This is a genomic window from Pseudomonas sp. KBS0710, from assembly GCF_005938045.2.
In the GTDB taxonomy this organism is placed as follows: domain Bacteria; phylum Pseudomonadota; class Gammaproteobacteria; order Pseudomonadales; family Pseudomonadaceae; genus Aquipseudomonas.
This window is the reverse complement of the sequence record NZ_VCCF02000001.1, coordinates 4,526,778-4,546,385: the sequence shown is the minus strand read 5'-3', so window position 1 is coordinate 4,546,385 and position 19,608 is coordinate 4,526,778. Positions and strand designations below refer to the sequence as shown.

Below are 19,608 nucleotides of genomic sequence, written 5' to 3'. Positions count from 1 at the left end.
ACATTGAAAACCATTCATGTTGGCCGTTGCGTCATTTAAGTCAGTTCAGGGCCTCGAAATGTTTCTTTGCAAGGAGTTTATCGATATTGCCGCGCCAGATTTTCAAGTCGGCGAATTTTAAACCTCGCCCATCCATCTTCATTTGCCAGTGCAGGCCTTGATACTGCTGCTCAGGAATTTTCAGATGCGCCTTGGCAAAGGTGTCGAACGCCGAGTCGGCCTTCACATAGTGAAAGTGGGCGAACCAGATGGGTTTGTCTTTCGGTTTGGTTGCGTCGTGAATGGCATATTCCTGCAAGTAGTCGGTTTCTCCGTCGGGGCGTTTTTGTGTCAGCTTGCGGCGGATGCCAACTTTGCGGATCTCCACGCGGTTCATTTCCTTCAGGTAGTCCAGATAGCCTTCAGTCGGTGCCTTGCTGGCCAGCGTGCGCTCGATACGCAGGGCTTGTCCGGCGGGCCTGAGGGGCGCCGCCCGGGTGCGTAGTTGTTCGATCAGCGAGTGATTGGGGGACAGGCCCTGGAGCTGGTTGGCTCGAAACTCCAATGCTTGGGCTTCACTGACCAGCATGTGCTCAAGGTTGACCGGCTCCATTGTTTTGTAAGAGCGGACTGTGTTTTCGAAGGCATCCACTGCGGCTAAGCGGGATTCGGCTTCGGTCAGCGTGGTGGCAAGGTCGCTCGGCAGCGCCGGGGGCGCAGTCTTGGGTTGGCTCAGTTCGGTATTCAAGCGGTACTTCGAGCTATCGGAGATTTGATCCCACACCTCGACGGGTTTGCCCTCGCTGTCATTAACGATGAAGCGTCTCGGTGATTGCTGTTGCGCTGGTTTTTCAGTGCCAACCAGAATCTGCCCATCCTCGGTTTCAAAGAGGGATTTGGTGTGCTTTGGCTGGCCCTTTGTGTGCGCCCCTTTTATACCTTTGCGGGCTCGCTCCATCAATTGGGTCAGGGTGTCCAGTAGTTGTGACACATAGCTTGCGTCAAAGTGGCTCGGGGAAACGGCGTTCCAGGATGTCAGGTCGAGGTGAAGCTGCTTATAGACCTCCAGGGTATTGCTTAGCACTTGGTTGCGCTGGGCCCTGCTGATGTTGGCCTCGGGAAGGTCCCGGTGGGCGGTGATGGCGCGATGCAGCTTGCTAAGGGCCGGTTTTAGCAACCTTTCTTGATAGATCCAGCTAATGTTCAAGGGGTCGCGCTCACCGTGCAGCAGTGTCAACAACAATTCGGCCTGCGTTGCCTGCACGCGCTGCAGGGTGAAGTTTTCTTGTAGCGAGGATGCGGCCTCGTTAAAGATCGGCTTATGGTCTGAAAGGGTTATGCGTTTGCGCCAGGTTTCCATGTTGGTAAGCGCAATGTCCATCTGTTTCAACTCATTGAGCATGTTGATTCGACACTCTCTGAGCGCTTTCTCAGCGTTCAGGTATTCAGCATCGATAGGCCGCTTTGCTTTCATGAGGTCCGTCAGCGCAATGAAGTCATCCCGCAAGCCAATCAACCTTCGCTGAATATTCACGCCCATCTGCGCGTAACGAGTACCCACTACCATGGCGGTCCAGTCCTTGGTTCTGGCGAGCACCTGGTTCAAGGTACCGCCCTGGAGGCCAGCGGCTGTGTCATATAACGCGTATAGCTGCTTGCCGCTTTCGACGTCGTTGATCAGGAGGCTGTCCAGGTCCTTGGTCGCTCGGTGCTTGGATGTGGTGCCTGTCGTGGTGGAGTTCTTGAATTGAACCTCCAGCTCCTGTGCTTTCAGGTTGTTCGCCAGTGCTTGTTCGGTGAGATTTTTGGCGCGCTTACCAATGTTGTTGATGATTGCCTGACGTTGCGTCAGGGCGCTGGCGACCATTGGCGGTGTCTGCTGCTCCACGGCGGCTGGCCTGCTCGTACCCGCACGCGATGTTCCCTGCCCTCGTCCGCTGCCGCCGCCATAAGCGGTCAGGTGGCCGCCATGCAGCGCCGAGTAAGTGTTCCACTCCAGCGTTTCGTCCAACGCGATGACCGGCGAGTAGTATTTGCCCTTGGCTAGAAGGCGCATTTCATGCGTCGTGCGGTCAAACTTCACCTTGAAATAGTTTCCAGCATCGGCGATGAAATGCTCCCCGGAGGTGTGCCGCAATGTATGGCGATATGGACCTGTGTGCACAGGCTGCAGGCTGCCAGACTCAAGCGGTTGATCGAATTCGTAGCCCGCGAAACGGTGAGCGGTGGTTTTCTTTACCCCGCGTGATTTCAGGTTGCGCCAGAACTCAGGTCGCCAAGCGTGTTGGCGTTGGTGCTGCTGCATCAAGGCTTTTGCGGTGGCGGGCCGTGATGAGGGCAGGGCGGCAAACGTCAAGGTGTCCATACCCGCATAGACCAGGCTGTCGAACACCGATGCCAGTTGGTCAATGCCATGGTGCATGTCGCCTTTCCTGAAGGCATCGACGGCCGCATACAGACTGGTGCCGGCATCGACCAGCGAGACCGCGGTACCAATCAGTGGAATAAAACCCAACGCGATTTTGATGCCATTGACCAATTGACCGCTTTTAAGCGCGTATTTCTCGTCCGCCAGGTCCTCATTGGAGCGTGCGTCATTTCGATTGCTCTCAATCAGGCGACCCATGTGGGCATCCAACTGATGGGCTGCCAGGGAGGTGGTGGCCGGCCAGGGAAAGCCGATGCCAATGATCGCGTTATAGTTTTTGGCCGTGGCCCGGTCAATACGGTTGATGTGAGATTGGACCTCCCCGGTCAACGCTCGGCTTGCCACATACTTGACCATGGTGTCGAGACGGCATAGATCAAACAGTTTCCTGCGCGCCAGTTCCAGGCTGTCGAAGCGCCGCAGGCATCGATCGTCCGGCGCATCGGGCAAGTAAAGTAACGTCACCCCGGAGGTTTTCTCCTGAATGAAGCTGATGCCTGAGAGGGTGACCGTGCCATAGCGATTGTTGTCGCTGTCGTCGACCAAGGTGGCAGGCAGCAGAGCAATACGTTTGGTGCCGACTTCCCAGGCTTTGCGCGTATCGGCTTTGATCGCGGCGTCCCAGACCTGCAACTCTTCGGTGTTGATATGGTTTTGCATGAACGCTACCAGGCCCTGAACCTGGAGCATCAAGCGCAGCGGCTCAGTCAGGCATTCACGGCGGTAGTCCAACTGGAACGCGGACTCCTGAGGGCGGCCCCTGAATGCTTGGTATATCAATGTTTCGTAGGCTGCGGCCAGGTTGAGGTCGCGGACCATCTTGGTCACGTATTCAGGGTTAATGCCGGTCTTGAGCCTGCTGAGTTCGGCGCTGTCGTCAGCCGTCACGTCCAGGGTCATGTAGTGCAGCCGCTTGCCCATAACGGTGTCGATGTTTCTCAAGGCCAGTTCATCGAGGGATATCTTGCTGCGCGCCAGGCTGGGCGTGGTGGTTATCTTGACTGCGGTTCCGCCCACTGCGCTGCCGCCGGTTACGGGGTCTCTGATATCTCTTGTCGAATCAGGCAGATCCAGCTGTACGGTAAAACCCTTGGTGACGGCGAAGTCTTTGCGCAAGCGTGAATCAATCTTGAGTCTGACGAACGCATCACGTGAGGGCAGGGATTGAACGACCAGGGCGTGGAAACGCTTGAGCGCCGGAATGTAATCCCTTAACCGAGCGTTGAGTTCCTCTTGTTGTTCCTTGGTTTGCGTGACCAGCCAGGTCGGCAGTTTTTCCGCCAGGTGGCTGCTGTTGTTCTGTTCGACGATCTCCAAAAAGGCCGCTTCGCGGGCGCTGTGTTCGGGTACCAGAAGTTTTTCGAGGGTCGCTTCGCGTAGCTTTTTCAGGCTTTTGGCCAGTGTGTCGGCTTCTTCCGGGGTGGAGTGGGTTGAGCGCAATTGCGCTGCATGTTCTTCGAAATCCGCCTGCTGAAGCCTGAGGCTGTACTCAAAGGGGTTGCCGGTCAGCTCCTTGAGCACCAGGGCAAGCTGGTCGTCCTGCGGCGCAATGTTAAACAGGGCCTCTTGCAAGGCCTGTCGGGAAGCAAAGCGTTGCAAAGCTCCGCCGGTGCCAGGCCAGTAAACCAGGTAACTGGCGGCGGATGGCGGCTGCGATTCCGAGGCTGCTGCGGCAGTGAACACCAGCGGCCCTTTGAGCTCGCTCTCAGTGATTTTTATAGTGGAATTTGTCTTTTCGGTGACCGAGAGACTCATTGAATAAGCTGCCACTTCAACAAGGCGATCTTCGAACACGGGTGAATCAAGGATGACCTCCAGCAGTTTCAGCTCATCGGCGCTGATCTGGTTCAGCGCCTGTTGAATCTGCGCTTCGATTCTTAGCCCCGCCACGCGCGCATTGTAAAGAGCGGTAAATTGGGTATTGAGTGTCGCGAAGTCGGCGGTGCGTCTTTCCAGCATAAGACGTGCCGCAACAGCTGCAGCTTGCTGCTGTACCCGCAGATCATCGAGTTTCTGCTTGAGTTGCAACAGGTGCGTGTTCCGGTTGGCAGTTGGAGCACCTTCACCTGGCAGGGCGTCCAGGGCTGTGCGTTGTTGCAGCACCCGGGCCTGGCGTTGGCTCAATGGAAGGCTGGAGTAGAGCAGGCCGAACTGCGTGAGCGTATCGTCCTCAAGAGGGCGGGGCGTCGGCGGTTCAGGCGCTTGGGCAAACAGCGATTGGCTCTGACGCTGTTTGTCAAACGCTTCGATGGGGTGTCGCGCCAGGTGGGCATTTTCGATTTCGATACCCGGGACGGGCTTGATTGCCTCGCGGTATTGGGCGTCGGCTAATAGAGTAAGCCAGTCGCCGATACCGGTTTCCAGAAGGTGGGTCTTGAGGCGGTACTCAACGGTGGCCAGGGGGTCGGAGTCTGCGGTCGAAAACAAGACCTGTTGCTGATCGATCACCCAGCGTTCCATGTCGGTACGTTTTGCGAACGTGTGCCACGCCGGTTGATGAGTGGGCAAGTACACCAATTGGCTGACCGGCTGATCGGTATCGAGGGTCAGCACCCATGATCCAGGCAGGACGAGTGCCTCGCCAGCGGTACGCTTGAGCATGATTTGTTCGGTGCAGATATTTTTGGTCCCGGGCTCTGCCAGGAGCGGATCGATAATGGCAAACATCGGGTTGAGCGCCGTAGCGTTTATCGAACCCTGGCTCAGCATTGCCTGGCCCGAGGCCTCGAAGTGGATCTTGTAAAACTCGGCGGCCCTTGTACGACAGGACACGGGTTGGTTGGGCGCCCGATTGTTCAAAAAATGCCGGTGCCAGGCGTCCTTGATGGCCTGTTCCAGGTCCAGCCCTTTGAGTTCATCCAGCAGCATCGGCACCGTATACCCTGCAAGCCGGTGGTTGTTTGGCAAATAGATGAGTTCGCCTTGGGGCACTTGTGTCGTATCCAGGGCGGGGTGTTGCTGCATGTAAATGCAGGCTTCGTTTATGGATAGGATGCTGGATCCGCGTGTTTGAGTGGCGGGGAATCTCAGTCCGGCGTGCTCGCCGTCCAGTTGCAGGTGTTCCTGGAGCATCTGGTTGACCACGGTGCGCACTGTTGGCGTGCCAGCCATCAGCTCGCGCATGCCATTGCAGCAGTCTCGCCAGCGCTGTGTAGCGTCCAGCAGCAAGTTTTCATCAACGTTTGCGGGTAAAAGCTGCGCCAACCCGAAATCGTACAAGTTGAGGCCAGGGGTGTCGGTCATGGTCGTGACTCTTGCATTAAAAAATGATTAGAGAGCGATCGCCATGACCCATGGCTAGATATAGATATCGGATGACCATTGAGCGGCATTCATCAAACTGTCACGCAACTGTGGCAGCGCGCTTGAACAAACTTCATCAGACTCGCGCTCTACTGGGGTTCTGCGTTTCGGTGTTTTTCATGCGCGTGTTGTTCTTACTGGCCGCTCTATTGTTCGGCCTGCCGTCCTTTGCGGCTTCTCGATGTGATGTCAATGTCCCGACCCAAACGGTCGACCTGGAAAAGGTGAGCATCGCCTACCAGAGCATCGGCCGTGCGTCCGACCCTGCGTTGCTGCTGGTCATGGGCCTGGGCGGGCAGTTGATCCACTGGCCGGATGAAGTGGTGGTGGCCTTGTGTGAACAGGGTTTTCGGGTGATCCGCTACGACAACCGTGACGTTGGCTTGTCCACGTGGCGCCAGGCGCCGGCCAGCGCCAACCTGACGTTCGAAGTGCTGCGCTACAAGCTTGGCGTGCCGGTGGCAGCGCCGTACACATTGACCGACATGGCCAACGATGCACTGGGCTTGATGGACGCGCTGCAGGTCCAGCAATTCCACGTGCTGGGCGCAAGCATGGGCGGCATGATCGCCCAGCACCTGGCGGCCATGGCGCCGCAGCGGGTCGAAAGCCTGACGCTGGTAATGACCAGCTCCGGCGCCGAAGGCCTGCCGGCGCCCAACGCGGCGTTGGTGCAGTTGCTGTCGCGGCGCAGTGCGCCGAACCGTGAAGTGGCGCTGGAGCAACAAGCCGATTTGCTCGCAGCCCTGGGCAGCCCCAACGTCAAAGATGATCGCCAGGCGCTGCTGCACCAGGCGGCGCTGTCCTACGACCGTGCCTTCAACCCGGACGGCGTGAAGCGCCAGATCATGGCGATTCTGGCCGAGCCGAGCCGCGTGCCCTTGCTCAACCAATTACGCGTGCCGACCCTGGTGGTACACGGCACCGCCGACCCGCTGTTGCCGGTGATGCACGGCGTACACCTGGCCGCGCATATCCAGGGCAGCCAGCTGAAGCTCATACCGGGCATGGCCCACCGTTTCCAGGAAGCCTTCAAGGCGCCGCTGCTGACGGCGGTGTTGCCGTATCTCAAAGCCCATCGCGAAGATGCCGCGCATTGGGCGCAGATTGACCTGGGCGAGCCTTCGAAGGTGCTGTGAAGTTGGTGTATGGTGCAACCTTTACGGCGCACATAACTGCCAGCGAGGTTGCCTGCCATGAGTACTCCCCTGAAAATCGATTTCGTCAGCGACGTGTCTTGCCCCTGGTGCATCATCGGCCTGCGCGGCCTGACCGAAGCCCTCGACCAACTGGGCAGCGAGGTGCAGGCCGAGATTCATTTCCAGCCGTTTGAGCTGAACCCGAAGATGCCGGCCGAAGGGCAGAACATCGTCGAGCACATCACTGAAAAGTACGGCTCCACTGCCGAGCAATCCCAGGCCAACCGTGAGCGTATCCGCGACATGGGCGCAGCGCTGGGCTTTGCTTTTCGCACGGACGGGCAGAGCCGCATCTACAACACTTTTGATGCACACCGGCTGCTGCATTGGGCGGGGCTTGAAGGGTTGCAGTACAACCTCAAGGAAGCGCTGTTCAAGGCGTATTTCAGTGATGGGAAAGACCCGTCCGACCACGCGACATTGGCGATCATCGCCGAGAGTGTCGGGCTGGATATCCAGCGTGCGGCTGAAATTCTGGCGTCTGACGAATACGCTGCTGAAGTCCGCGAGCAGGAAGAGTTGTGGATTACACGGGGTGTGACGTCAGTACCCACCATCGTGTTCAACGACCAGTACGCGGTCAGCGGTGGGCAACCGGCGGAAGCCTTTGTGGGGGCGATTCGCCAGATCATCCAGGAAGCCAAGGCCTGATGCTCGATGCGTCAGTCAAACTTGTAGCTGATCGCCGTCTGCACCTGGCCCTGGTTCACGTTACCGGTTTCCTTGACGATGCTGCTGTTGGCCGCCGAGCCCACCAGGTGTGTCCAACTGGCGCTGGTCAACAGTGACCAATGGCTCGCCAGCGGGAACTCGAAACTCTGGGTCAGCGTCAGGTTCTGAAAGCCCGCGCTGGCGTTATAAGCGCGGATGCCGGACGCCGCTGACTCCTTATCATCAACGCCAAAAAACGCCTGGGTCTGGCGCGCATCGGCGAAATGCGCCATCAGGCCGGTGCTGCCGATAATGCCGCCGCCCAGCGGGTAGCCCAGCTCGCCACCGACCTTGCCCAACACGCCACTCTGATCACGCGGACCGCCGACGGCCTGGCCGACCTGGGCGTACACGCGCCAGAACTCGGCCGGCGCGTACTGGATGAAACCCCCGACTTCGGCCATGTCCGGCACATCACGCAAGCCACGCAGCGAACGATCTGCCGTGCGCCCCGGCAAGTAATTGATATACGGGCCGGCGGTGAAACCGTGGGTATTGAGTGCGCTCCAGGTCAGGCCATCGTCGGTGCCCAGGCTCACATTGCCCCAGTCCAGATCGAAGTAGGGAATCGGCCGGGTTTCGTAGCGGCTGCCTGTCGGGTCGTGGGGCTGGTAGCTGACGCCCGCGCCAACTTCGCCGCTGATGCCTTCGGCCCATACCGTGCTGGAAAAACTCCACAGCCCCAGCAAGCCGGCGAATACAGCAGAAGTAACCTTGAACATGGAGCGTTTCCTTATCTGAACTTGCGCGCATTCACGCGCGAAGAGCCTCCCTGACGCAAGCACTCATCTTGTTTGTAGCAAGCTACAAAAATTGTAGCTCCTGCGACACAAAACCCCCTGCATATCGACCAAAACCCCAGCCCCGCTGGGCTTTGGCCAGTTGGCACAGTCTCTGCAATACCCCTTGGCACAAGCGCATAGAGCGCTGCTCCTCAAGGTAAACGCAATGATCCAGTGGCATATCGTGTGCGACTTCGACGGGACCATCACCCCCACCGACGTCATCGACAACGTCCTCCAGCGCTTCGCCGGCCCCGAGTGGGAAACCATCGAACAGGAATGGCTGGATGGGCATATCGGTTCCCGCGAATGCCTGAGCCGTCAACTGGCGCTGATCAAGGCCACCCCGGCTGAACTGCTGGCGTACTTCGACAGCGTTGAAATCGACCCGGACTTCCCGGACTTCGTCGATCACGTCATGGGCCTGGGCGCGACCATCGAAGTGGTCAGCGACGGCATCGAGCAGGGCATCGCGCGCATCTTGTCGCGCAACTACGTGACCTTGCTGCCGATCCTCGCCAACCGCCTGCGCCAGGTCGACCAGAACAGCTGGCGCATCGACTTCCCGTATTCCAGCGACGCCTGCCGCGCCGCCTCCGGCAACTGCAAATGCAAATCCACCCCGCGCAACAAGCGTGTGCTGGTGATCGGCGACGGCAAGTCCGACATGTGCGTGGCTTCCACCGCCGACTTCGTCTTCGCCAAAGGCAGCCTCGCCAAGTACTGCGAAGCCAACAACATTGCTCATGCGCGCTTCGACACCTTTGCCGAACTGCCCGCATTGCTTGCCGCGTTGCCACAAGGCATCGCCGCTAACTCCGGCGCCTTTACCGCCGACCTCTCTGTTGAAAATCAGGAACTCTTCCACCATGTCTGATATTCGTATCGCTACTGCCGAAGACCAGATTCTTCTGGATAAAGAAGCCAAATACTGCTCCTACGGCGACACCGTTCACTACATCGAGCCACCGCGTATTTTCAGCCGTTGCGAAGGCTCCTACGTGTGGGACACCGAAGACCAGGCCTACCTCGACCTGCAAATGTGGTACTCGGCCGTTAACTTCGGCTACGCCAACCCGCGCCTGAACAACGCGCTGAAACAGCAGATCGACACCCTGCCGCAAATCGCCAGCCAGTACTTGCACAAAGGCAAGATCGAGCTTTCGGAAATGATCGCAGTCGACGCCAAGAAAAAATTCGGCCTCGACGGTCGCGTGCACTTCAACGTCGGCGGTTCGCAGTCGATCGAAGACTCGTTGAAAGTGGTGCGTAACGCCTCCAACGGCAAGAGCCTGATGTTCGCCTTCGAAGGCGGCTACCACGGCCGTACCCTCGGCGCTTCGTCGATCACTTCGAGCTTCCGCTACCGTCGCCGCTACGGCCACTTTGGCGAACGCGCCAACTTCATCCCGTTCCCGTACCACTTCCGCGGTCCTAAAGGCATGACCAAAGAAGAGTACGGCAGCCAGTGCGTGCAGCAATTCGCGCGTCTGTTCGAGACCGAATACAACGGCGTCTGGGACCCGAAAACCAACCAGTGCGAATACGCAGCGTTCTACGTCGAGCCGATCCAGGGCACCGGTGGCTACGTGATCCCGCCGATGAACTTCTACCGCGAATTGAAGCAAGTGCTGGATCAGCACGGCATCCTGATGGTGTCCGACGAAATCCAGATGGGCTTCTACCGTACCGGCAAACTGTGGTCGATCGAACACTTCGACGTGCAGCCGGACGTGATCGTCTTCGGTAAGGCGCTGACCAACGGCCTCAACCCGCTGGGCGGCATCTGGGCCCGTGAAGAGCTGATCAACCCGAAGATCTTCCCGCCAGGTTCGACCCACTCCACCTTCGCCTCCAACCCACTGGGTACGGCGGTAGGCCTGGAAATGTTCAAGATGACCAGCGAAGTCGACTACGGCGCGATGGTCATGGCCAAGGGCAAATACTTCCTGGAAGGCCTGCAAGACCTGCAGAAACGTTTCCCGATCATCGGCGACGTCGACGGCCTGGGCCTGGCCCTGCGCTGCGAAATCTGCGGCCCGGATGGCTTCACGCCGGATAAGGCGACCCTGGACTACATGGTCGAAGAAGGCATGAAGGGCGACATGATCGTGGATGGCCAGAAACTCGGCCTGATCCTCGACGTGGGCGGCTACTACAAAAACGTGATCACCCTGGCACCGTCCCTGGAAATCAGCTACCCGGAAATCGACCTGGGCCTGAAACTCCTCGAGCAACTGCTGGTGCGGGCGACCACGCGGTGAACGCCATCGGGATCGACCTCGGTGAAGGTGATGCCGGCTTCGTTCTCGGTGAAGGTCCGGTCGGGATCCTGTTGATCCACGGCCTGACCGGCACCCCGACGGAATTGCGCCAGGTCGCCAAAGGCCTGGCCAAGGCCGGTAACTGCACGGTGTACGTGCCCACGCTGGCGGGGCACTGCGGCGATAACAGCGACCTGCAGGCCACCGGCTGGCTGGACTGGTACGAAGGCGTGCGCAAGACGTTTGCGCAGGTCAAGCAGCGCCACGCGCAAGTGTTTGTCGGTGGCTTGTCCATGGGCGCGGTGATGTCGATGTACGTTGCCGCCGAGCACCCAGGGCAAGTGGCCGGGCTGTTGATGTATTCGACCACCTTGAAGTACGACGGCTGGAGCATTCACAAGCTGGCGTTTTTGACGCCGTTGCTGATGAAGATCCCGTTCGGCGTGCACATCTGCCGCTTCGAAGAGAAGCCGCCTTACGGCATCAAGAACGAGCGCCTGCGGGCCATCGTCGAGCGTCAGATGAAGGAAGGCGAAAGCAGCGAGGCCGGTTTGCTGACCATGGAGGGCATCACGGTGCGCGAATTGCACCGTATGAACGCCGTGGTCAAAAAACGCATGCCCGAGGTCAAGGTGCCGGCGCTGGTGTTGCACTCCATCGAGGACGACATCACCAGCCGCTGGAACGCCGATTACGTCGAGCGTCACTTGGGCGGCCCGGTGACCAAGATTCTGCTGGATAACTGCTACCACATGATCACCGTCGACCTGCAATACCGCCGGGTGATCGAGTTGAGCGCAGAATTTGTCGAGCAACACGCCGCTCCGGCTGTGCAGGCGCCCGTGGATTATCGACAGCGGGCATCAGCCTAAGGACTAGACGTGATTACCGCCCAAGCCTTCTCGACTATCCGGGCCATCCCGCGTTGCGCCTGGAATGACTGCTTTCCCGCAGCCCTGGAGGATTGGGATTTTTACGTTGCCGTGGAAAACGCCGCGATCGATGATTTCAAGTGGCGTTACCTGGCCATTTACGACGATGAAACGCTGGTGGCCGTTGCCGCCGCGTTCATCACTTATTATCGCCTCGACACCACGGTGTCGGGCGCCGGCAAGCGCTTTACCGAGCGCCTGGAGCGACTGTGGCCGGGTGTTTTGCGCTTGCAGCTGTACGCCATCGGCTCGCCGGTGGCCGAGCGTTGCGACGCGGGTTTCGCCAGCCACGTGCCCCAGGAGCAGCGCCCACTGTTGATCAGGCATTTGCTCGAGGCGGCACGCGAGGATGCGAATACCTTCGGGATTGGCCTGGTGGCGGTCAAAGACGTGCCGACCCATGACCTGGACTGGGCAGACAATTGCCGCCAGGCAGGCTTTCAGAGCATGCCAAGCTTACCCAGCGGCTGGCTGACGGTGCCTTACGGCTCGGTGGACGCCTACCTGGGCTCGCTGTGCAAGGCGACCCGCAAAGACTTGCGCCGCAAGTTGCGCGCGCCAGGCCCACGGGTCGAATGGCGGCACACCATTGATGACGTGTTGCCCGAGGTGATGCGCCTGTACGAAGACACGCTCAGCCGCGCCGATTTGCAGTTCGAACGCCTGCCGGCGCGTTATTTCACCGGCATACTTGAACAGCTGCAAGGGCGTGCGGTCTGTGCTCTTTACTGGGTGGATGAGCGGCTGGTGGCGTTCAACCTGGTGCTGTTGGACCAGCACCGGCTGGTCGACAAGTTTTTCGGGCATGACCGTGAGTTCAGCCGTGAGTACAGTTTGTACTTTCGCTACTGGCTGACCAATGTCGACTACTGTATTGCACACAAGATCCCGCTGTACGAGTGCGGTCAGGAGGGTTATGCCAGTAAGCTGCGCCTGGGGTGCGAGTTCCAGGGCAACAGCATGTTCTTCCGTCACCGTAACCGGCTGGTCAACGGCCTGCTCAAACTCGTGAAAATGTACATAAGACCGGACCGTTCCGACCCTGCCATGGCTGCTGCGATAAGCGAAACCTGATGATCACCAAGACCCGCCAAAAAGCCCGCCCCTTTGCCATTTCGCGTTGGAGCGTCCAGCGCAAGCTGGTGCTGGCGTTTTGGTTGGTCAGCGTTATCCCGACCATGATCGCGGCCGAACTGGCGGCGACCACCTTGTCGCAGATTTTCGACAGCAACGTGCGCATCTGGCTGCAGGAGTCGACCAAGATCGTCAAGGACGAAATCGGCGACATCCTGCATGACAACGCGCGCATGGCCAAACTGTTCCTGCGCTACACCGCGCCGCCGTCGAGCAAGCAAGCGGCCAAGCATGACCGCCTGACCGCCGACATCGCCGACGCCACCGATATCGATGTGGTGGCGCTGATCCGCGTGAGTGACCACAAAGTGGTGTTCAGCACCGCCGCCGACGATGTGGTCAAGCAGATCAACCTGACCAGCAACGCCGTGTTGCAGACCGTCGAAGTGGCCGGCGTGACCACCGGCCTGGTGGTCTCGACCTTTGAAACCACCCAGGAGGGCGTCGATTATCTGCTGTTGGTGGCCACGTACCTGGACAGCAGCTTCCTCACCAGCGTGGCCGATGTGCATTCCCTCGACCTGCGCCTGTACCTGGCCAACCCTCAAGGTTTTTCCGAGATTTTCTCGACCCAGCGTTTTGAAAACCACCCTTCGCGCATCCCGAAGAATGTCGAAACGGCCATGCGCGCCACCAAGCAGCCGAGTGAGCAGTTCACCAATAACTACAGCGGTTTGTACTGGCCGATCTTCAATGACGCCGGCGACCTGCAAGGCGTGATCTTCAGCGGCCTGTTGCGCCACACCAGCCTGGTGGGGCTGGTGAACCAGAGCAATCTGTTCGTGCTGATCTTCCTGCTGAGTTCGGCGTTGTCCCTGGGCGCCGGTGTGCTGGTGTCACGCCGCCTGACCAAACCGCTGCGCGATTTGTCCCAAGGCGTGGACGCAGTGATCTCGGGCAGTTACGAGCACCGTGTATTGGTCACCGGCGGCGATGAGTTGGCGCAACTGAGCAGCACCTTCAACCATATGACCGAGCGCCTGGGCGAGCTGCATCACCTTGAAGCGCAACTGCGCCGCCGCGACCGCCTGCATGCTTTGGGCGAAGTCGCCATGGGCCTGGCGCACGAGATTCGCAACCCGTTGGGCATCATCAAGACCGCCACCCAACTGCTGCACCGGCGTGTCGACCTGCCGGACACCGACAAGCGCCACCTGGAATACGTGATCAGCGAAGTCAGCCGCATCAACGACCTGATCACCGAGTTTCTGGATTTCGCCAAGCCCAACCCGCCGCTGCGTGTGTTGCAGGCGGCGCGCCCGGTGGTGGAAGAAATTCTCGGCTTTTGCAGCCCGGAGCTGGCCACCCATAACATCGATGCGCACATCGATGACCAGGCGCCCGGCGCGACAATGTATGCCGATGCCAAGCAACTCAAGCAGGCGTGCCTGAACCTGATCCTCAACGCCATCGACGCGATGCCCGAAGGCGGGCGCCTGACCTTGGGCATTCGCAGCGTGGACGGCAACACGGTGATCAGCATTGCCGACACCGGCCAAGGCATTCCGGCCGATATGATCGAGCGCATCTTCACACCATTCGTCACCACCAAGGCCTCCGGTACGGGCTTGGGGCTGGCTAAAGTCTATTCGATCATGGAAAGTCACGACGGCAGCATTGAATGTGCCAGTGAGAAAGATGCCGGCGCCACCTTCAGCCTGTACATTCCGGCCCATGGCGAAGACGACGGCGACGATGAGGAAGTTCATGACGCATAACGTATTGGTAGTCGACGACGAGCCCAAGCTCTGCGACTTGCTGTCATCGGCCTTGAGCCAGAACGGCATTCAGGTATTTACCGCTGGCAATGGTCTGCACGCACTCAAGGTGCTGGAGCAGGAAGACATCGACCTGGTGATCAGCGACTGGCGCATGCCGGGCATGGACGGGCCGGCGCTGCTGGCCGAGATAAAAGTGCGCTTCCCCGAGTTGCCGGTGATCGTGATGACCGCCTACAGCACGGTAAAAAACGCCGTGCAGTCGATGCGCAATGGCGCCTATGACTATATTGCCAAGCCGTTCGATATCGACGAGCTGGACATCACTGTGGCCAAGGCCCTGCAGTTTCGCGACATCATGCGCGACAACGCACGCCTGCGCGCCGAGCTGGATCACCATGCGCAGTTCGACAGCCTGGTGGGCGACAGCCCGGCGTTTCGCCAGGTGCTGCACGCGGTCGATTCGGTACGCGACAGCAACGCCACTATCCTGCTGACCGGCGAGAGCGGTACCGGTAAGGAAATGGTTGCGCGAGCGATTCACAAACATGGCAGCCGCGCCGACAAGCCGTTTGTGGCGGTCAACTGCGCGGCCATCCCCGAAGGCCTGCTGGAAAGCGAGATGTTCGGCCACCGCAAAGGCGCGTTTACCGGCGCCGTGGCCGACCGGGTCGGGCGCTTTATGCAGGCCGACCAGGGCACCTTGTTTCTGGATGAAGTGGGCGACATGCCGTTGGCGTTGCAGGCCAAGATATTGCGGGCCCTGCAGGAGCGCGTGATCGAGCCGGTGGGCGACCCCCGCGAGCGCAAGGTGGACGTGCGCGTAATCGCCGCCACCAACAAGAACCTGCTGGATGCGGTGGCCAATAAAGAGTTTCGCGAAGACCTGTATTACCGCCTCAATGTATTCCCGATCCCATTGCCGGCACTGCGCGAGCGCGCCGAAGACATCGTGCCATTGGCCCGGCACTTCGCCCAGACCCTGAGCGCTACCGCCGGCAAACGCATCACCGGCTTCAGCCCCGAGGCGTTGCAGGCGATGGCGGCCTACCACTGGCCGGGTAATATCCGTGAGCTGCAAAACTGTGTGGAGCGGGCGACCATCGTGGCGGCTTCGCCGGTGATCGAGGACATTGACCTGCCGGCTTACCTGTTTGCGTCCAAACCTGCAGAAGACGGCGTGACGGCGCTGCTCGGTGACACACCGGGCGTGCCTGCGGACCTGGATGCGGCGCTGGCTGAGGTCGAGAAAACCTACATCATGGCGGCGTTGAACGAGAGCAACGGCGTGCAGGCTGCGGCGGCGGCGAAGATCGGGATTTCCGAGAGAAGCTTTTGGTATCGGCTGAAGAAACTGGGGATTCAGGTCGAGAAGATCATCCGCTGATCTATCAGGCTCACCATGAAACCAAATGTGGGAGCTGGCTTGCCTGCGATGGCGGTGTATCAGCCAACTCATCTGGCACAGAAATACCGCTATCGCAGGCAAGCCAGCTCCCACAGGTTTAACCGAGGTGTGTCAGGCGTGGACGCGCACCCACACTGTCACCAGCACGGTCGCCGCCATCAGCCATGCCACTGCCGCCACGGCAAGTGACGCTTCAAGGCGCATGCGGTCGACCATCACATACAGCGTCGCCAGATACACAAAATACGGAATGATCGACCACATCCCAAACAGGATCGTGGTCTTCAAGTCGTCCAGCGAACGGCCCTTGCCGACGATGTAATGCGCGATCAGCGCGAAGGTCGGGAACAGCGGCACCAGCCCTGCGATGTAGTAGTTTTTGGTCTTGGCCAGCGCCGCCAGGATCAGCACCACCGCCGCGCCCAGGGCGGCTTTCAAGAATAAGTCCATCAGTGGCTCAACCCGTATTTCTTGACCTTGTCGAACAGCGTGGTCTTGGCCATTCCCAGTTCCAGGCTGGCCTGGGTGAGGTTGCCGCCGCTGCGTTGCAGGGCGTCGTTGAGCAGGTTGCGCTCGAAGGCTTCCACCGCTTCGGTAAAGGCCAGGCCGTGATTGCTGGTGCCGGTGCCGCTTTTCTTGAAGGCCGGCAAGCCCAGGGCAAAACGCTCGGCAACGTTGCGCAGTTCACGCACGTTGCCTGGCCAGTCGTGGCTCATCAGGGTCGATACGGTCTGGTTGTCCAACTCCGGTACGCTGCGGTCAAAACGCAGTGACGACTGCTGCAGGAAGTGTTCGAACAATTGCAGGATGTCTTCACGGCGCTCGCGCAGCGGCGGCAATTCCAGGGTCACGACGTTGAGGCGGTAGTAAAGGTCGCTGCGGAATTGGCTGGCGCGGCTCAGCTCGTCGAGGTCGGATTTGGTCGCGGCAATCACCCGGCAATCCACCGACACACTCTGGTTCGAGCCCAGGCGTTCCAAGGTGCGTTCCTGCAACACACGCAGCAGTTTGATCTGCAGGTTGATCGGCATGCTTTCCACTTCGTCGAGGAACAGCGTGCCCTCATGGGCGTGTTCGATCTTGCCGATACGCCGCTTGCCTGCGCCGGTAAAAGCGTTGGCTTCGTGGCCGAATATTTCGCTTTCGAACAGGTTCTCCGGCAGGCCGCCGCAGTTCAGGGCAACGAACTGATGGTCGTGGCGTCGGCTGAAATCGTGCAAGCAACGCGCGACCAGTTCCTTGCCAGTGCCGGTTTCGCCTTCGATTAACACGTTGGCCGAGGTATCGGCGACGTTGGCGATCAGTTCGCGCAGGTTCTGCATGGCGGGCGAACGGCCGATGATGCGGCCTTCCAGCGAGTCGCGCTCGGCCAGTTGGCGGCGCAGCGACCAGACTTCCCGCGCCAGCCCGCGTTGCTCAAGAGCGCGGCGCGCCACATCGACCAGGCGTTCGGGAGAGAAGGGTTTTTCCATGAAGTCGTAGGCGCCATTGCGCATGGCGCCGACTGCCATCGAGATATCGCCATGGCCGGTGATCAGCACCACCGGCAGGCTTTTATCCAGGGCCTTGAGGCGGGTCAGCAGCTCCAGGCCGTCGATGCCTGGCAGGCGAATATCGCTGATGACAATGCCGGCAAAGTTCTCGCCAATGCGCTTGAGCGCTTCCTCGGCACTGCCCACGCCCACGCTGTGAATGTCTTCCAGCGCCAGCGCTTGCTGGCAGCCGAGCAGCACGTGGGGGTCGTCTTCGACGATCAGAACGGTGAGGTCTTTAGGATCGGTACTCATCATGTCGACTCAGCTTTTTGGGCGCCTACCAACGGCAGGCACAAGACAAAGGCAGTACCACCACTGGCCGGGTGTTCCACGGCGAGGTTGCCGCCGGTGGCCGCCGCCAGGCTGGCGGAAAGGGTCAGGCCCAGGCCCAGGCCTTGTTCGCCGGGTTTGGTGGTGAAGAACGGTTCGAATAAATGCTTGCGCGCTTCGGGGTCGATGCCGTGGCCATTGTCGCGCACGTGCAGACGGTATCTACCGTCGGCGCTCTGGCCGTCCAACCATAGCTCGGGCGCTGGTTGGGCTTGCATCGCATCGAGCGCGTTGCCGATCAGGTTGACCAGGATCTGCTCCAGGCGGGTCTGGTCGATCTGCAGCTGTGCGGGGGCGAAGTCACGGTGCACGGTCAACGGCAGGCCGTCCAGACGCGCGCCCAGCACCTGGAAGGCGGCGTCCACGGCTTTGCCCAGGTTGGCTTCGCCCTGGTCGTCACCGCGCCGGGCAAACGAGCGCAGGCTGGCGGTGATGCGGCCCATGCGGTCGATCAGCTCGTTGATGGTCTTGAGGTTGGCGCTGGCGGTGTCGAGGGCGCCACGTTCGAGGAAGCGCACGGTGTTACCCGACAGCGTGCGCAATGCCGCCAGCGGCTGGTTGAGTTCATGGGCAATGCTGGTGGACATTTGGCCGATGGCCGCCAGCTTGCCGGCCTGCACCAGTTCATCCTGGGCGCGGCGCAGGGTTTCTTCGGCCTGGCGGCGCTCGCGGATCTGGCCCTTGAGCCGTTCGTTACTGGCGCGCAGGTCGGCGGTGCGTTCGGCAATCCGGCGTTCCAGCTGGCTGTTGGCTTCCTGCAAGGCTTCGCGCGCGGCGAGGCGGGTGGCGATGACTTTGCGCCGCTCGTTCCAGGCGATCAGCAGGAACGCGACCAGGCCAAATGCGACCGCCACCAGAATGCCTTGGTTGATCGCAGCGCGGCGCAGGTCGTTAAGTGGGGTCAGCAGGGTGAAGTTCCACGGCGTGTCGCTGAGCGGGCGGGTCTGGGCCAGGTAGCTGACTTCGCGCTCATCGTTGATCACTTCGCTGTTGGCCGGGAAGGTGAGCTTCTCGGTGCCTTCGTTGAGACGCTCGCGGGCCAGTGGCTCCAGCTCGTTTAATGTCGCCCAGTAGTATTGCAGGCTGTGGGCCAGGCGTTCCTTGGTGTCATCGCTCAGCGGGCGCACGGCCTTGAGACGCCGGGCCGGGTCACTGGAGAGAATGATGATGCCGTTTTCGTCGCTCACAAAGGCTTCGAGACGCGCGCGCTGCCAGCGTTCTTCGAGGGCTTCAAGGCGCACTTTGACCACGGCCACGCCGATGATCTTGCCGTGCTCTTCCAGGCCGTGGGCCAGGTAGTAGCCGGGTTCGCCGTTGGTGCTGCCAATGCCATAGAAACGGCCGGGCTGGCCGCGTACGGCATTTTGGAAATAGGCGCGGAAGGACAGGTCTTCACCCTGGTAGCTGTCGGCATCGCGCCAGTTACTGGTGGCCAGCACGCGGCCGGTGGTGTCCATCACGTAGATGGCCCGACTGCGACTGCGTCGGTTCAGGCCTTCAAGGTAATCGTTGACCGTTTGCCGGGTTTCCTGGCTCGGGTCGGCCAGCAGCCTGGAGACGCTGGATTCCAGCTCCAACAGGCTGGGCAGGTAAGTGTATTTGCTCAGCTCGCTTTCGACGGTGCGGGCATGCAGCTCCAGCTGGCGTTCGCCGTTGTCGCTGAGGGTGCGGATGCCATAGTACTCACTGACCCAGAAGCCGATGTAACCCAAGCCGATCATCAGGGCGATGATCAACGGCGGCAGGAACAGTTGGCGAATCAGACGAGGTTTCACGGCAAGTGATGGCGGTGCGGCGCGAAATTGGTTGGGGTCGCATTTCATCACAGATGCCTTGGGTCAACCAGAGCTTGCCGGCCTGCTCGGTCCAATGTGGGAGCGGGCTT

At 60.1% G+C, this 19,608-nt stretch carries 13 protein-coding genes; 8 read left to right on the top strand and 5 right to left on the bottom strand.

Annotated elements, in window-relative coordinates; all coding sequences use genetic code 11:
• Positions 1–40: 40 nt before the first annotated feature.
• Complete coding sequence (locus tag FFI16_RS20885; RefSeq protein ID WP_138816633.1) at positions 41–5,650, bottom strand: dermonecrotic toxin domain-containing protein; 5,610 nt, start codon at positions 5,648–5,650, stop codon at positions 41–43.
• Between the two features lie 179 nt (positions 5,651–5,829).
• Here FFI16_RS20885 and FFI16_RS20880 point away from each other — a divergent pair, with 179 nt between their 5' ends.
• On the top strand, positions 5,830–6,849 hold the full coding sequence (locus FFI16_RS20880) for an alpha/beta fold hydrolase (RefSeq protein ID WP_138816631.1): 1,020 nt from the start codon (positions 5,830–5,832) through the stop codon (positions 6,847–6,849).
• A gap of 57 nt (positions 6,850–6,906) precedes the next feature.
• The gene (locus tag FFI16_RS20875; RefSeq protein ID WP_138816629.1) at positions 6,907–7,560 is read left to right on the top strand and encodes a DsbA family oxidoreductase; all 654 of its coding nucleotides are present in this window, start codon (positions 6,907–6,909) and stop codon (positions 7,558–7,560) included.
• 11 nt (positions 7,561–7,571) lie between these two features.
• On the opposite strand, the gene FFI16_RS20870 is transcribed toward FFI16_RS20875, so the two are convergent.
• Positions 7,572–8,342 carry a MipA/OmpV family protein gene (locus FFI16_RS20870; RefSeq protein WP_138816628.1) on the bottom strand — a complete coding sequence of 257 codons (771 nt, stop codon included), beginning with the start codon at positions 8,340–8,342 and terminating at the stop codon, positions 7,572–7,574.
• Positions 8,343–8,568: 226 nt separating this feature from the next.
• Here FFI16_RS20870 and FFI16_RS20865 point away from each other — a divergent pair, with 226 nt between their 5' ends.
• From FFI16_RS20865 to FFI16_RS20840, 6 genes are read left to right on the top strand one after another with little or no spacing between them, the layout of a single operon-like run.
• Entirely contained in the window at positions 8,569–9,279 is a 711-nt protein-coding gene (locus tag FFI16_RS20865) for an MtnX-like HAD-IB family phosphatase (protein ID WP_138816626.1), read from the top strand.
• Positions 9,272–10,666: an aspartate aminotransferase family protein gene (locus FFI16_RS20860; protein WP_138816624.1), complete on the top strand. Its 1,395-nt coding sequence runs from the start codon at positions 9,272–9,274 to the stop codon at positions 10,664–10,666. Before FFI16_RS20865 ends, FFI16_RS20860 begins: the two co-directional genes overlap by 8 nt.
• Positions 10,663–11,538 carry a carboxylesterase gene (locus FFI16_RS20855; protein WP_138816623.1) on the top strand — a complete coding sequence of 292 codons (876 nt, stop codon included), beginning with the start codon at positions 10,663–10,665 and terminating at the stop codon, positions 11,536–11,538. The genes FFI16_RS20860 and FFI16_RS20855 overlap by 4 nt, the downstream gene beginning before the upstream one ends.
• A 9-nt stretch (positions 11,539–11,547) precedes the next feature.
• Entirely contained in the window at positions 11,548–12,672 is a 1,125-nt protein-coding gene (locus FFI16_RS20850; protein WP_138816621.1) for a GNAT family N-acetyltransferase, read from the top strand.
• Complete coding sequence (locus tag FFI16_RS20845; RefSeq protein ID WP_138816619.1) at positions 12,672–14,450, top strand: HAMP domain-containing sensor histidine kinase; 1,779 nt, start codon at positions 12,672–12,674, stop codon at positions 14,448–14,450. The genes FFI16_RS20850 and FFI16_RS20845 overlap by 1 nt, the downstream gene beginning before the upstream one ends.
• The gene (locus FFI16_RS20840) at positions 14,440–15,837 is read left to right on the top strand and encodes a sigma-54 dependent transcriptional regulator (RefSeq protein WP_056858830.1); all 1,398 of its coding nucleotides are present in this window, start codon (positions 14,440–14,442) and stop codon (positions 15,835–15,837) included. Before FFI16_RS20845 ends, FFI16_RS20840 begins: the two co-directional genes overlap by 11 nt.
• 132 nt (positions 15,838–15,969) lie before the next feature.
• Here the strand turns inward: FFI16_RS20840 and FFI16_RS20835 are convergent, their stop codons facing one another.
• The 3 genes from FFI16_RS20835 to FFI16_RS20825 are packed head-to-tail and all read right to left on the bottom strand — an operon-like array spanning position 15,970 to position 19,546.
• Positions 15,970–16,308 carry a GlpM family protein gene (locus FFI16_RS20835; RefSeq protein WP_138816617.1) on the bottom strand — a complete coding sequence of 113 codons (339 nt, stop codon included), beginning with the start codon at positions 16,306–16,308 and terminating at the stop codon, positions 15,970–15,972.
• A complete protein-coding gene (locus tag FFI16_RS20830) occupies positions 16,308–17,645 on the bottom strand; it encodes a sigma-54 dependent transcriptional regulator (protein WP_138816615.1) in 1,338 nt (445 codons plus the stop codon). Before FFI16_RS20830 ends, FFI16_RS20835 begins: the two co-directional genes overlap by 1 nt.
• Positions 17,645–19,546, bottom strand: coding sequence for a sensor histidine kinase (locus FFI16_RS20825; RefSeq protein WP_138816612.1), 1,902 nt, complete (start codon positions 19,544–19,546; stop codon positions 17,645–17,647). Before FFI16_RS20825 ends, FFI16_RS20830 begins: the two co-directional genes overlap by 1 nt.
• Positions 19,547–19,608 lie beyond the last annotated feature (62 nt).

Excerpts from the sequence above, each read along its gene's own strand:
- FFI16_RS20840 (WP_056858830.1), top strand. The coding sequence starts at position 14,440 with ATGACGCATAACGTATTGGTAGTCGACGACGAGCCCAAGCTCTGCGAC.
- FFI16_RS20870 (WP_138816628.1), bottom strand. The coding sequence starts at position 8,342 with ATGTTCAAGGTTACTTCTGCTGTATTCGCCGGCTTGCTGGGGCTGTGG.
- FFI16_RS20830 (WP_138816615.1), bottom strand. The coding sequence starts at position 17,645 with ATGAGTACCGATCCTAAAGACCTCACCGTTCTGATCGTCGAAGACGAC.
- FFI16_RS20845 (WP_138816619.1), top strand. The coding sequence starts at position 12,672 with ATGATCACCAAGACCCGCCAAAAAGCCCGCCCCTTTGCCATTTCGCGT.
- FFI16_RS20860 (WP_138816624.1), top strand. The coding sequence starts at position 9,272 with ATGTCTGATATTCGTATCGCTACTGCCGAAGACCAGATTCTTCTGGAT.
- FFI16_RS20835 (WP_138816617.1), bottom strand. The coding sequence starts at position 16,308 with ATGGACTTATTCTTGAAAGCCGCCCTGGGCGCGGCGGTGGTGCTGATC.
- FFI16_RS20880 (WP_138816631.1), top strand. The coding sequence starts at position 5,830 with ATGCGCGTGTTGTTCTTACTGGCCGCTCTATTGTTCGGCCTGCCGTCC.
- FFI16_RS20825 (WP_138816612.1), bottom strand. The coding sequence starts at position 19,546 with ATGAAATGCGACCCCAACCAATTTCGCGCCGCACCGCCATCACTTGCC.
- FFI16_RS20885 (WP_138816633.1), bottom strand. The coding sequence starts at position 5,650 with ATGACCGACACCCCTGGCCTCAACTTGTACGATTTCGGGTTGGCGCAG.
- FFI16_RS20865 (WP_138816626.1), top strand. The coding sequence starts at position 8,569 with ATGATCCAGTGGCATATCGTGTGCGACTTCGACGGGACCATCACCCCC.
- FFI16_RS20875 (WP_138816629.1), top strand. The coding sequence starts at position 6,907 with ATGAGTACTCCCCTGAAAATCGATTTCGTCAGCGACGTGTCTTGCCCC.